This window comes from Gaiella sp., from assembly GCF_057140465.1.
In genome coordinates, this window is sequence record NZ_DBNHWK010000030.1 from 68025 (window position 1) to 81299 (window position 13275).

Below are 13275 nucleotides of genomic sequence, written 5' to 3' on the forward strand. Positions count from 1 at the left end.
CGCGCGGTCACGAGAGCTCGCGGAGAGCCGCGGTGAGCGTCTGGCGCTGTGTCAGGACGCCGGCTGCGAGGTCGCCGTGCCGCGCGACGCGCTCGAGGGCGACGTCCATGGTGAAGGCGCCCGGCTCGAGGCCCGGCCGCACCTCGTCCCACCGCAGTGGCGTGGAGACGGGGGCTCCGGCGCGGGGCCGGACGGAGTAGGCGGACGCCGTCGTCCGCCCGGCCCCGTTCTGGTGCACGTCGATCAGCACTCCCCGGCGCTTGCGTCGCGCCCACTCGGTCGTCACGAGGCCCGGATGCGCACGCGCCAGCGCCGCCGCCACGATCGACGCGAAGCGGCGGGCGTCGTCGTGCGTGTGCCGCCGGGCGAGAGGGACGAGGACGTGCATGCCCTTCGCGCCGCTCGTCTTCGGGAAGCCCTCGAGGCCGAGGAGCACCAGCGCCTCGCGGACGAGGAGGGCAACCTCGCAGACCGCCTCGAAGCCCGTGCCGTCGGCGGGATCGAGGTCGAAGACGACCCAGTCGGGCCGATGCGGGAGGTCTGCACGCGACGTCCACGTGTGCAGGTCGATGCATCCCAGGTTCACGACCCAGAGGAGCGCGAGGAGATCGTCGACGAGTGCGTAGCTGATCGTGCGCGTCTCGCCCTCGCGCGTCGTCGCGGGAAGCGGCGCCGTGTGCAGCCACGTGGGCGCACGGGAGGGGACGTTCTTCTGGAAGAAGTGCCGCCCCTGCCAGCCGTCGGGGTACCGCTTCATCGTGAACGGCCGCCGCCGCAGGTGCGGGACGAGGACGGGAGCGACGTCGCGGTAGTAGGTGAGGAGGTCGCGCTTCGTGATCCCCTCGGCGGGCCAGAAGACCTTCTCCAGGTTCGACAGCGCGACGCTCCGGCGTCCGTGCCGGGCGACCCGCCCGATCGGCGCCCGCTCCTGGTGCACCTCCGCGACCGCCTTGTCGTCCCGGAGCCCGAGGTAGACGGGCGCGCGCAGCCGGCCCTGGGCCGTCCACTCGGCGAACTCGACCTCCGCGACGAGCGAGGGCTCGACCCAGTGGACGTCGCCGCGGCGTGTCCGGGGCATCCGCGGCGTGGTGGCGAGCGGCGACGTGCGGCGCTCGATCGGGCGGAAGCGCGCGTGCAGGCGGGCGAGCTCCGCGTCCGTGAACCCGGTGCCGACGTTCCCCACCCAGCGCAGCTCTCCGCGATCGACGACCGCCAGCACGAGCGCGCCGACGCCGCCGCTCCGGCGCCCGCGCCCGGACGTCCACCCGACGACGACGAACTCCTGCCGCTTCGTCGTCTTCACCTTCCGCCAGTGGTGCACGCGGCGGCCCGGCTCGTAGCGGCCTTCGAGGCGCTTTGCGACGATCCCCTCGAGCCCCTGGTCCTCCGCGGCGGCGAGCAGCGCGTCGCCGTCCTCGAAGGCCGGTGAGACGAGCACACGGTCTCCCGTCGCGTCCACGATCCGGGCGAGGCGCTCCCGCCGGTCCGCGAGCGGCAGGTCGACGAGCACCTCGCCCTCCTCCTCGAGGACGTCGAAGAGGACGAGCGCCGCGTGGCCCTCGCCCCGCTGGAGGAGGGAGAAGCTCGGGGCGCCTCGGGTGTCGAGCGCGACGACCTCGCCGTCGAGCACGGCGTCGGTGACGCGGACCGCCGCCTCCGCCGCGCGGGCGACGGCCGGGAAGCGCTCGGTCAGGTCGCCGCCGCGGCGACTCGACAGGGTGGCGGTGCCCCCGGCGACGGTGACGATCGCCCGGTAGCCGTCCCACTTCGGCTCGAAGCTCCAGTCGCGGCCGTGGGGCGGCTCGGTTGCGAGCGTCGCGAGCATCGGCTGGTAGGCGTGGCGCTCGAGGCCCTCGTCCTTCCGGATCAGCAGCCAGTTCTCGTCCTTCCCGTCGAGCGCCGCCGGCACGAGCGTCCACACGCCGGCGAGGCGCCGGCCGCGAAGGCGCACGGTGAGGCCGCCGTCGCGCTTCCGCTCGAGCAGCTCGTACGTCCCGCGGTCCCAGATCTCGACCGTCCCGGCCCCGTACACGCCGGCGGGAATCCGCCCCTCGAAGCTCGCGTAGCCGAGCGGATGGTCCTCGACCCGGACCGCCAGATGCCGCTCTCCCCGCGCGAGGGGCACTCCCTTCGGCACGGCCCAGCTCGCCAGGACGCCGTCGCGCTCGAGGCGGAGGTCGTAGTGGAGCCGTCGCGCCGCATGCCGCTGGACGACGAAGACGGGATCCCCGCCCGCGCGGCCGGCGGCGAACGGCTCGGGTGTCCGCCCCGGCCGACGCTTGCGACGGTACGCGTCCAGCGTCATCCGTCGATGATCCCACCTCGATACGTGTTCCTCACCTGGACATCACACGATCGCAATATTCCCTGCAGAGGAGGGGAATCGCGACCGGGGATAAGCCTGTGGAAAGTGTGGAGAAACGCCGCAGAGTCAGGCCAGCACGCCCATCGCGCGGAACTTCGCGCGGCGGGCACGCCGACGTGCGTCCGGATCGAGGTCCGCCAGCTCGTCGAGGTGCGAGAGGACGGCCTCCCGGAGCAGCGTCGCCGCCGCTTCGGGATCGGTGTGGGCCCCGCCCTCCGGCTCGGGAACGATCCCGTCGATGACGCCCAGCTCCAGGCAGTGGGCGGCATCCGGCTTGAACGCAGAGGCCGCCTTCTTCGCCTGTGACGCGTCACGCCACAGGATCGCAGCGCAGCCCTCGGGCGAGATCACGGAGTAGATCGCGTGCTCCTGCATCAGCACGCGGTCCGCGAGGGCGATCGCGACCGCCCCTCCCGACCCGCCCTCGCCGATGACGACCGCGACCGTCGGCACCCGCAGGCGCGCCATCGTCGCCTGGGACCGCGCGATCGCACCGCCCTGGCCGTGCTGCTCGGCGGCCACGCCGGGGTAGGCACCGGGCGTGTCGACGAGCGTGAGCACCGGGATCCGGTGGCGGTCGGCCAGCCCCATCACGCGCATCGCCTTGCGGTAGCCCTCGGGGTACGCCATGCCGAAGTTCCTGCGCGTCCGCTCCTTGATGTCGCGGCCCTTCTGATGGCCGACGACGGCGATCGTCCTCCCGTCGAGACGGCCGAGGCCGGTGACGACGGCGTGGTCGTCCATGCGCGTCCGGTCACCGCGGAGCTCGAACCAGTCGTCGAGGATCCGCTCGACGTAGTCCAGGGTGTAGGGCCGGTCGGGGTGACGCGCGAGCTCGACGGAGCGCCAGATCTCCTCGTCGCTCGTGTCCGAGCTCAGCCGGTCGAGCTGTCGCTGCAGTCGCTCCGTCTCAGCGGAGAGACGCGTCCCGCCGAGGAGCTTCACGCCCGACAGCTTGGCGAGGCGCTCCCTGATACCGAGCTCGGCGTCCGCGGTCACGACGCCTCCCCGAAGAGGCGCAGCAGGCGGGCGAGCGCGGCGCGGAGCTCCGGGCGCCGCACGATCGCGTCGACGTGGCCCAGGCGGAGGTTCGACTCGGCGAGCCCGAAGTCGTCCGGGAGCCGCTCCCGTGTCGTCTGCGCGACGACGCGGGGCCCCGCGAACGACATCAGCGCCCCGGGCTCGGCCACGAGCACGTCGCCCAGGCTCGCGAAGCTCGCGAGGAGCCCGCCGGTCGTCGGATGCGCCAGCACCGACAGCAGCACGCCGCCCTCGTCGTGGAAGTCCTCGACCGCGCAGACGGTCTTCGGGAGCTGCATCAGGGAGAGGATCCCTTCCTGCATGCGTGCACCGCCCGAGGCGGAGACGGACACGAGCGGGACGCCGTCGGCGACGGCGTCCTCGCACGCACGCACGAACTTCTCGCCGACGACGCTCCCCATCGACCCGCCCATGAACGAGAAGTCCATCACGGCGAGCCTGCAGGGGCTGCCCTCGATCGTCGCCGCGCCGGTGACGAGCGCGTCGCCGAGCCCGGTCACGACCTCCGCCTCCGCCAGGCGCTCGACGTACGGCTTCAGGTCGAAGAACGCCAGCGGGTCGGCCGAGCGCAGGCCCGCGTCCGCCTCGTCGAAGCTGTCCGGGTCCGCGAGCTGGGAGACCCGCTCGCGCGCCCTCACCGGGTAGTGGTGGTCGCACTGCGGGCAGACGTAGAGGTGCTGCCGCAGCTCGTCGTCGCGATAGTGCGATCCGCAGCCGGGGCAGGTGTTCGGATGGGCTTTGCCCTTCGTGTCGTCCGGCGCCGCCCGCTTGTGCTCGATCGAGACGTCGATGCGTTCGGAGGCCGCCATGGGGGCCATCTTAGAGCTCACCGGGTGGTTCGACCGTCGGCAGCCCGGGACGGTTGCAGGCAGGCCTCCGCGAGACGCGCCACCGCTGCGGGGTCGGCCTCCGGTCTCAGCCCCGTGAGCCCCAGCCCGGCGACGGGAACCGGGCCGAGCGACAGCCGTCGCAGCACCGCGGCGAGCTCGTCCGCGGTCGGGCCACCCGGCTCGGGCATGAAGCACGCGAGCTCGCCCGGCGCGAGCACGTCGGCGTCGACGGCGACGTACACGCACTCCGCGCCGGCGAGCGCGCGGTCGATGTCGTCGTCGATCCCGGACGCGGACATGAACGCGACCTCGGGCGGGTCGAGCGCACGGGTGCCGACGAGCGCGACGTCCTCCGCCCCGACCGACCCTTCGTCGATCGCACGACGCAACGGCATCCCCCATGCGTTCCCGGACGGGGACGTCTCCGGCGTGTTCAGGTCGCCGTGCGCGTCCAGCCAGACCACCGCGAGGCGCCCGACCCTCCGCGACAGTCCGCGGATCGCGCCGGTGTGGGCGCAGCAGCAGCCGCCCAGCACGACCGGCACCCTCGGGAGCGCCGCCGCGAGCGTCTCGGTCTGCTCCTCGAGCGTGTCGCGATCGACGACCGTTGTCTCCGGGTAGGGAAGCTCGAGCCACGCCGCCTCCGCCATCGCCGCCCCCCCTGCGCCCCAGGCGCGGGGCACGCGGACGAGGCCCGCGTGGAAGACGGCGCCGCAGCTGTGGCACTCGTAGTCGTCGTCCACGGCGACCGCCGTCATCGTGCGGCAGACGGGGCACCGGGCGCGAAGGACGCTCACGGACGCCCCTCCCGGTAGCCGACGGGGTCAGACACCACGCCGGAGCCCCTTCTCCCACACGACGGCGCGCCAGAGCACCCGCATGCCGGCGCGCTCGTGGAGACGCGTGGCGCCCGTCGGGCTCTCCGCGTCCACCCCGAGGGCGATCCGCCGCTCACCCCGCTCCCACAGCGCCCGGAACGCCGCCGCGAGCAGCGCGTGGCCGACGCCGCACCTGCGCCACGCCCGCCGCACACCGAGCACGTCGATCACGCCCCAGCCGCCCTCGCGGTTGCGCGAGCAGAGAGCCGCGCCGACGACCTCCGGCCCGTCGCGGGCGACCAGCCACAGCGACGTGTCGCCGTCCGCCTGCTCGAGACGCTCCCGCTGCCATTCCTCCCACGGCACGGGTCGATGCTGCCAGTGGTCGCGGAAGGCGTCCTCGATCACGTGGTGCACGCCGCGCGCGTCCTGCGGGTGCCGGTACCGCTCGATCGCGGTCCCCGCCGGTGCCTCTGGAGGGGCCGGCTCGGCAGTGAGGTCGCTCACCATTCGCCAGACGTGACGCACGGGACGTAGCCGTCCGTCGTATAGAGGTCGTCGACCGCGGCGGCGTCGCCCGCCAGCAGCGTCGCGTTCTGGAGCACGACGCGCCCTGGAGCGGCCATCGACTCCAGCTCCTCACGGGCGCGCGCCTCGGTGACGGCGAGGATCGCCGACCCGGCACCCCTGTCCGTCGCCTCGGGATGCACGTCGCCGTCGCCGACCAGACGCCCTGCACCGCGGTCCGAGAACGTCCCGTAGCCGGCGATCCTCCCGTCGTCCTCGACGACCCAGGCGTCGCGCCCGAGGTCCGCGCGCTGCCAGTCCCGCCGCAGCTCCGTCGCCGTCCAGTCGGTGCTGCCGATCACCGCGACGTCGGCCGCGCGCACCAGTGCCAGCACGTGTGGGAAGTCCTCGGCGACCGGGTGTCGGACGACCATGCCCGCAGCGTAGTCCTCCGGCTGGCGGCGCCTGTGCTCAGCGGAGGTCGTTCACGACCAGCGGCGGAACACGACGCACGCGTTGTGGCCGCCGAAGCCGAACGAGTTCGAGAGACCGATCTCCACCTGCTGCGCACGGGCGGTGTTCGGCACGTAGTCGAGATCGCACTCGGGATCGGGGACCTCGTAGTTGATCGTCGGCGGCAGCACTCCCCGGTCGAGCGCGAGGATCGTGAAGATCGCCTCGACGGCGCCCGCGGCTCCGAGGCAGTGCCCGGTCGCGCCCTTCGTCCCGGACACGGGCGTGCGGTATGCGTGCTCCTCGCCCAGCGCCACCTTGAGCACGCGGGTCTCCGCCGAGTCGCCGACCGGCGTCGACGTGGCATGGGCGTTGACGTACCCGACCTCCTCGGGCGCGACGCCGCCGTCTGCGAGTGCCATCCGGATCGCCCGTGCGGGGTTCTCGCCCGTCGGATCCGGATCGGACACGTGCGCCGCGTCGGACGAGACCCCGTACCCGAGCAGCTCGGCGTAGATCCGGGCGCCCCTCGCTCGGGCGTGCTCGAGCTCCTCGAGCACGAGCATCGCGGCCGCCTCGCCCATCACGAAGCCGTCCCGCTCGAGATCGAACGGCCGTGACGCACGAGCCGGGTCGTCGTTGCGGCGGGAGATCGCGCGCATCGCGTTGAAGCCGGCGATCCCCACCCGCGTCACCGGCGACTCCGTCCCGCCGCAGATCATCACGTCGGCCCGTCCGAGCCGGATCGCGTCGGCGCTGTCGCCGATCGCCATGTTCGACGCCGCGCAGGCGGTGCACTCTGCGAGCAGCGGACCGCGGGTGCCGAGCTCCATCGAGACCCAGCCCGCGGCGAGGTTCGGGATGATCTGGACGATCGCGAACGGGCTCGTCCGGTCGGGGCCGCGCTCGTAGAGGTTGTCCATGCAGGACTCGAACGACTTGAGCCCCCCGATCCCGGTCGCAACGGCCGCGCCGACGCGCTCGGACTCCGGGGCGATCTGGAGGCCGCTGTCCGTCTCGGCCTGCCGTGCGGCCGCGAGCGCGAGTTGCGTGTACCGGTCCATGCGGCGCGCCGACTTGTGCTCGATCCACTGCAACGGGTCGAAGTCCTTCACCTCGCACGCGAAGTGCACGCCGTAGTCGGTGGAGTCGAACTGGGTGATCGGGGCGGCCCCCGACTCGCCGGCGACGAGGCTCGCCCAGGTGGACTCGACGTCGTTGCCGAGCGGGGTGACCATCCCGAGCCCCGTGACGACGACGCGGCGTCTGCCGTTCTCAGCGCCCACGGCCCCGCAGGCTACATGCCGAGCCCGCCGTCGACGAGGACGACGGCACCGGTGATGAAGGCGGCGGCATCGGAACAGAGGAAGCGGACGGCGCCGGCGACGTCCTCCGGGTCGCCGAGACGGCCGAGCGGCGTCGCCTGCAGCATCGCGGCCGTCGCGTCCTCCGGCAGGACGTCCGTCAGCTGTGTCCGGACGTATCCGGGAGCGACGACGTTCGCGCGAATGTTCCGGCTGCCGAGCTCCCGCGCGAGCGACTTGGTGAAGCCGATGATGCCGGCCTTCGAGGCCGCGTAGTTCGTCTGCCCCCAGTTGCCGTGGACGCCGACGATCGACGACACGTTCACGATCGTGCCGGAGCGCCGCTTCATCATCGGACGGGTCACGGCTCGGCACGTGTAGAAGACCGACGAGAGGTTCGTCTCGAGCACGGTCCGCCAGTCGTCGTCCGACATGCGCGCGAGCAGGCCGTCCCGTGTGAGGCCGGCGTTGTTGACGAGGATGTCGATGTCTCCCGCCGCTTCGACGAGGGCCTGCGCGGAGGCCGGATCGGACACGTCGGCCTGGACGGCGCGGCCGCCGACCTCGGCGGCCACCGCCTCCGCCTCCTCACGACCGGATCGGTACCCGACGACGACCTCGGCGCCGGCGCGGCCCAGCTCCAGCGCGATCGCACGGCCGATGCCGCGGGAGGCGCCGGTGACGAGCGCGGACTTCCCCTCCAGCCCCGCGAAGCCCGTCACTGCGCGAGCGCGTCGCGCGCACGGTCGAGGCTCGCGAGATCGTTCACCGAGAACGTGCGAACCGAGCGGTCGATCCGCTTCACGAGACCCGAGAGGACGTTGCCGGGGCCGACCTCCACGAACGTCTCCACGCCGTCCTGGACGAGGGCGCGGGCCGCCTGCGTGAACCGCACGGGCGCGGTCAACTGGTCGACGAGGAGCGAGCCGACGCGCTGCGCGGGCTCGACCTTCGCCGTCACCGTCGACATGAACGGGGCGATCGGGTCCGAGATCCGCACCCGCTCGATCGCCGGCTTCAGCCGGTCGGCGGCCCGGGCGACGAGCGGGCTGTGGAAGGCCCCCGACACCTTGAGGCGGATGGCACGTCGAGCGCCGAGGCCTTCGGCCTCGGCGCAGCACTCCTCGACGGCGTCGTTCTCACCCGAGACCACGATCTGTCCCGGGCAGTTGTAGTTCGCGGGCCAGACTCCCAGGATCTTGCGGCACAGCGTCTCGACCTGCTCGTCCTCCAGGCCGAGGATCGCCGCCATCGAGCCGGGATGCCGTTTCGCGGCCTCGGCCATCGCCAGTCCGCGTTCCCTGACGAGTGCGATCGCGTCGGCCGTATCCAGCGCCTCGACCGAGGCCAGCGCGGCGAACTCGCCGACCGAGTGGCCGACGACGACATCGGGCCGGATGCCCTCGCGCCTGAGTGCGGCGAGAATGGCCAGGCTCGTCGCGACGAGCGCCGGCTGCTGTACCTCCGTGTCGACGAGCTCGACGAGCGACGCCTCGAAGCACAGGTGCTGCAGGTCGAGCCCCGATGCGTCGCTGCCGACGGTGAACACCGCCATCGCCTCCGGGATCGCCTCTGCGATCTCGCGCCCCATTCCCTCGGACAGCGAGCCCTGCCCGGGGAAGCAGAAGGCGATCTTCGACATCCGTTCCTCCTCGTGTGCGTTTCAGCGGCCTGCCGCTGCGGTTGCGTCCGTCCATTCAAGCAGCGCGGACCCCCACGTGAGGCCAGCACCCATCCCGGTCATCAGCACGAGCGACCCGTCGTGGAGCCGTCCGTCGGCGCGCGCGTCGGCGAGCGCGAGCGGGATCGAGCCGGACGACGTGTTGCCGAAGCGGTCTACGTTCACGACCGTCCGCTCGGAGTCGACGCCGAGCTTCCCCGCCGCGTAGTCGATGATCCGCTTGTTCGCCTGGTGCGGGACGTACACGTCGACCTCGTCCATCGTCTTGTCGCACTGCTCGAGGACGGCGACGGCCGACGAGACCAGCACCCGCGTCGCGAACTTGAAGACCTCGCGCCCGTTCATCTTCACGAGGCCCTCCGGGTCGTCGAACCGGCGAGAGCCGCTTCCGGGAAGCCGGAGGTGATCCCCTCCGCCGCCGTCGGCGCCGAGCTCGAAGCCGAGGAAGCCGCCGCGCTGCACCGGCTCCATCACGACCGCTCCCGCCCCGTCGCCGAAGAGGACGAGCGTCGAGCGGTCCTCCCAGTCGAGGATCTTCGAGAGCACGTCGCCTCCGACGACGAGAGCGCGGTGGGCGAGCCCGGAGGCCAGCATCCCGTAGGCCTGTGCGATCGCGTACACGAACCCCGTACACCCGGCGAGCAGGTCGTAGGCGGCGGCCTTGGGCATGTCGAGCGTGTTGGCGAGCAGCGCGGAGCTGGTCGGGAACATCATGTCGGGCGTCACCGTCGCGCAGATCAGGAGGTCGACGTCCGCGGGCGCCAATGCGGCCTCGGCGAGCGCGGCCCGCGCCGCCGGAAGCGCGACGTCGGTGAGTGCCTCGTCGTCGCGCGCGATCCGGCGCTCGCGGATGCCCGTCCGCTCGACGATCCACTCGTCGGACGTATCGACGATCTGGGCGAGGTCGTCGTTCGTGAGCACGCGCTCGGGGACGTTCACGCCGAGGCCGGTGATCCCGATGCGGCGCGCACCGGCGGAGCCGATCATCGCTCCACCGCGAACGTGAGCGTCCCCCGTGCCGCGAGCGCGTCTCCGACGTGCGCCGTCGCCTTGCCGCGCCCGATCGGCCCGCGCACCTGGTCGATCTCGCAGGTGAGCGTGAGCACGTCGCCGGGCTCGACCACGCGCTTGAAACGGCAGTCGTCGATCCCGGCGAAGAACGCGATCCGCCCCCGGTTCTCCTCCTCCACGAGCACGGCGACCGCGCCCGCCTGCGCCATCGCCTCGACGATCAGCACGCCGGGCATCACGGGACGCCCCGGGAAGTGCCCCGCGAACCACGGGTCGTCCGCCCGGACGGCCCGTGTGGCGACGACTCTGCGTCCCGGCTCGAGCTCGACCACCTCGTCGATGAGCAGGAACGGATCGCGATGCGGGATGATCGACTCGATCACGTCCCGGCCGAAGGGGACGGTGAGGTTCACGTGGTCGGCTCCCGGGGCCCGAGGCGCTCCCGGAGGCCGACCCTCCCGCGGTGCGCGTAGCACTTGGCGGTCCCGACCGGCATGCCCGACGCGTCGCTGATCTCACGGAACGTGTACCCGAGGGCGTCGGCGAGGAGGATCACGTCGGCCTGCGCCCGGGGCAGCATGGCGAGCCCCTCGCGGAGCTCGGCACGGAGCTCCGACAGCTCGGCCGCGCGCGCGGGCGAGGGATCGGGCGAGACCCGCGAGTCCTGGTCGAGCGTCTCCCACGGGCGGCGCAGCCGACGCTGTGCGACGTCACGGCACGCATTGATCGTGAGCCGGTGGAGCCACGTGGTGAGCGCAGCGTCGCCGCGGAACTGGCCGAGCTTGGTGCAGAGAGAGGCGAGTGCCTCCTGGGAGGCGTCACGAGCGTCCTCCTCGTTCCGGAGGACGTGGCGGGCGGTTCGCTCGACGCGGGGCGCGTGCCGCTCGCACAGGGCCGCGAGTGCCTGCGGGTCGCCGTCCTTCGCGCGGGTCACGAGAATCGGATCGCTCAGTCGCTCGTACTGCAGGGGCCGGCCGGACCGGAGTCGTCGCTCGATTCGAGGCCGGGGACGGCGCGACGGTTGCACCGGGCGAGTCTACTCGCCGCGTGCGACCGCTCAGCGAACGGTGAGCACGCGGGAGCGGTTGCCGACGGCGTCCTGGGCGCTCGCGATCAGCGTGCGCACACCGCGGATACCCGGAATCGTCACCGTCCCCGCCTCCGTGACGCGGAGTCGCCGCACCGCACCGTTGACGCGCAGCCGAACCGATGCCGGCTCACTGACCGCGATCCGGGGCGGTGTCCGCGAGACCAGGCGCAGCCTGGGCGCCGTCGTGTCGCTCGTCACGGGGAAGGCGATGCGGGTCGTCGCCACCTCGTCCGTGACCTCGAGCACGAGGGTGTAGTCACCGTCGCGGAGCCTGCCGACGCGCTTCGACCCGTCCCAGAGGACGGTGCGGCGGCCAGCCTTCAGCCGCGCGTCGAACGGCGTCGCCACCCAGCGCTCGCCGCGGAGGACCCGCACCCGCACGGCGGCCTCCCGTCCGAGCGTGAGCGACACGCGCGCCCGATCGACCCGTCCGTCACCGTTCGGCGAGAACACCGCGGGAACGAGCGACGCGAGAGAGAGCGTTCGCGTGATCGAGACGGGCACGCGGGCCTCGACCTCGACGCCGTCGGCGGACCGGGCGACGAGCCGGACGGCGTAGCGGCCGTCGGGGAGATCGCCGCCGTCGAAGTCGACGGTGTGCTGCCCCGCGCGACGCCAACGCGCCGGCTCGAGCTCGGCGAGCTCCCAGCCGGCCTCGTCGAGGACGGTCGCGGCAACCGTCGCGTCCACCGACAGCGTGTACGCGACGACCGTCGCGTCGGCCTCGCCGTCCCCGTTCGGGCTGATCGTGGGCGGGTCGGCCGACACGCCGAGGAGCTCGAGCGGACCCGGCTCCACCGCCGAGCCCAGCGTTCCCGACGCGGGGCGCACCGACCGGTCGCCGCTTCCGGCGCCGATCGTCCAGCGGAACTCGCCCGGCGCGGCCGCCGACGAGTCCCACGTCCAGTCGATCGCCGTGGACGACCCGGTGCCGCGCGCCACCTCCGCCCCATCGGCGCCTGCGACGACCACCTGCCAGCGGAGGGGCTGCGAGAGACGGGCGGTGAACCGGATCGGGCCGCCGAGGACGCCGTCGGCGAACGGGTAGTAGAGCTTCGGCCCGCCCGCCGCCGCGGCCTGCGCAGCCAGCGCGCCGAGCCTGGCGTAGAGCGCGTCGCCCGGGCACGCGGTGAACCCCGTGTCACGGTGACCGGAGACCGTCCGCAGTTGCACGGCCACGCCGGCCGGATAGCGGTCGCTGCCGCCGGACGGCACGGTGATCGTCGCCAGGGGATCGATGTACGCGAGGTCGAGCCGCCACGAGAGGAGCGTGGCGATCGCCTTCTCGGCGGCGGCGGACGGACGCGGGCTCGTGTAGGTCCCCAGCAGGGCGACGCCGACCGACCCGGTGTTGAATCCCAGCGCATGGGCGCCGACGACGTTCCGGTCGATGCCGCCGTAGCGCCCCTCGTAGATCGTGCCGAAGCGATCGACGAGGAAGTTGTAGCCGATGTCGTTCCAGCCGTTCGAGCGCACGTGGTACGTCTGGATGCCCCTGACGATCGCCGCTGCCTCCGACCGCGAGTAGTCGTTCGACCCGGCCGTGTGGTGCACGATCGCGTACCGGAGGTCGGGCGCGTACGTCGGCTCTCCGCGCCGGATCGACTCGTCGGCGCTCCACGTGGAGCGCGACACGATCGCGGGGGCACCGGTCTCGGCCAGCGCTCGCAGCGGTATGCGCACCTCTGGGCTCCGGACGAAGGTCGCCCGCGCCGACCGCACCGCGCCCCGCGCGCGCACCTGGAGCCGGTCCGACGGGCCGACCCACCACGGGTTGCCCACCGTCCATCCCTCGAGTCGCCTGCCCTCGCCGGCGCCGACGTCCGGCCGGTCCGTCCGCTCGGGCGCTGCGTCGCGCCAGGGCGTCCACGCTCCGTCGGCGGAGCGTGTCCGCAGCTCGACCCGCCCCGATCCGCGCCAGCGGAGCCCGACGAGGTCGAACCGGGGCGGCGCAGGGACCTCGGTCGCCTGCAGCGTGATCTCGCCGACGGGGCGCGTCGACGACGTCACGAGGCCCGCCGAGGCGGCGGGTGGGACGGCCGCCGCGACGGCGAGCACCGTGAGGGCGAGAAACGTGCGAGTCATGACAGGCAACACCAGCGTGCCCTTCTCAGCGTTCGCCGACAAGGGTGCCGACCCCTCCCCTGATAGTCTCCTTACAGTTGTGAAGGGCCG

At 73.0% G+C, this 13275-nt stretch carries 13 protein-coding genes; all 13 read right to left on the minus strand.

Going from position 1 to position 13275, the window contains the following annotated elements; genetic code table 11:
- Positions 1–7 precede the first annotated feature (7 nt).
- The 13 genes from ligD to AC162C_RS04505 all read right to left on the minus strand — a co-directional run bounded on the left by ligD (position 8) and on the right by AC162C_RS04505 (position 13185).
- A complete protein-coding gene (gene ligD / locus AC162C_RS04445; protein ID WP_484096496.1) occupies positions 8–2305 on the minus strand; it encodes a DNA ligase D in 2298 nt (765 codons plus the stop codon).
- Positions 2306–2431: 126 nt separating this feature from the next.
- Positions 2432–3364 (minus strand): acetyl-CoA carboxylase carboxyltransferase subunit alpha, encoded by a 933-nt coding sequence (locus AC162C_RS04450; RefSeq protein WP_484096497.1) that lies wholly within the window; start codon positions 3362–3364, stop codon positions 2432–2434.
- The gene (gene accD, locus AC162C_RS04455; RefSeq protein WP_484096498.1) at positions 3361–4215 is read right to left on the minus strand and encodes an acetyl-CoA carboxylase, carboxyltransferase subunit beta; all 855 of its coding nucleotides are present in this window, start codon (positions 4213–4215) and stop codon (positions 3361–3363) included. The genes AC162C_RS04450 and accD overlap by 4 nt, the downstream gene beginning before the upstream one ends.
- A 17-nt stretch (positions 4216–4232) precedes the next feature.
- Entirely contained in the window at positions 4233–5033 is an 801-nt protein-coding gene (locus tag AC162C_RS04460) for an arginase family protein (protein ID WP_484096499.1), read from the minus strand.
- 27 nt (positions 5034–5060) lie between these two features.
- Positions 5061–5582: a GNAT family N-acetyltransferase gene (locus AC162C_RS04465; RefSeq protein WP_484096500.1), complete on the minus strand. Its 522-nt coding sequence runs from the start codon at positions 5580–5582 to the stop codon at positions 5061–5063.
- Entirely contained in the window at positions 5558–5995 is a 438-nt protein-coding gene (locus AC162C_RS04470; RefSeq protein WP_484096501.1) for an N-acetyltransferase family protein, read from the minus strand. The genes AC162C_RS04465 and AC162C_RS04470 overlap by 25 nt, the downstream gene beginning before the upstream one ends.
- 51 nt (positions 5996–6046) lie before the next feature.
- On the minus strand, positions 6047–7300 hold the full coding sequence (fabF, locus tag AC162C_RS04475; RefSeq protein ID WP_484096502.1) for a beta-ketoacyl-ACP synthase II: 1254 nt from the start codon (positions 7298–7300) through the stop codon (positions 6047–6049).
- 11 nt (positions 7301–7311) lie between these two features.
- Positions 7312–8040, minus strand: coding sequence for a 3-oxoacyl-[acyl-carrier-protein] reductase (gene fabG, locus AC162C_RS04480; protein ID WP_484096503.1), 729 nt, complete (start codon positions 8038–8040; stop codon positions 7312–7314).
- Positions 8037–8960: an ACP S-malonyltransferase gene (fabD, locus tag AC162C_RS04485; RefSeq protein WP_484096504.1), complete on the minus strand. Its 924-nt coding sequence runs from the start codon at positions 8958–8960 to the stop codon at positions 8037–8039. Before fabD ends, fabG begins: the two co-directional genes overlap by 4 nt.
- Before the next feature lie 21 nt (positions 8961–8981).
- Positions 8982–9986, minus strand: a complete 1005-nt coding sequence (locus AC162C_RS04490) for a beta-ketoacyl-ACP synthase III (protein WP_484096505.1) — start codon at positions 9984–9986, stop codon at positions 8982–8984.
- Positions 9983–10423 (minus strand): 3-hydroxyacyl-ACP dehydratase FabZ, encoded by a 441-nt coding sequence (gene fabZ, locus AC162C_RS04495; protein ID WP_462972356.1) that lies wholly within the window; start codon positions 10421–10423, stop codon positions 9983–9985. The genes AC162C_RS04490 and fabZ overlap by 4 nt, the downstream gene beginning before the upstream one ends.
- Positions 10420–10944 carry an RNA polymerase sigma factor gene (locus tag AC162C_RS04500; RefSeq protein WP_484096506.1) on the minus strand — a complete coding sequence of 175 codons (525 nt, stop codon included), beginning with the start codon at positions 10942–10944 and terminating at the stop codon, positions 10420–10422. The genes fabZ and AC162C_RS04500 overlap by 4 nt, the downstream gene beginning before the upstream one ends.
- 123 nt (positions 10945–11067) lie before the next feature.
- The gene (locus AC162C_RS04505; RefSeq protein WP_484096507.1) at positions 11068–13185 is read right to left on the minus strand and encodes an N-acetylmuramoyl-L-alanine amidase; all 2118 of its coding nucleotides are present in this window, start codon (positions 13183–13185) and stop codon (positions 11068–11070) included.
- Between the last annotated feature and the right edge of the window lie 90 nt (positions 13186–13275).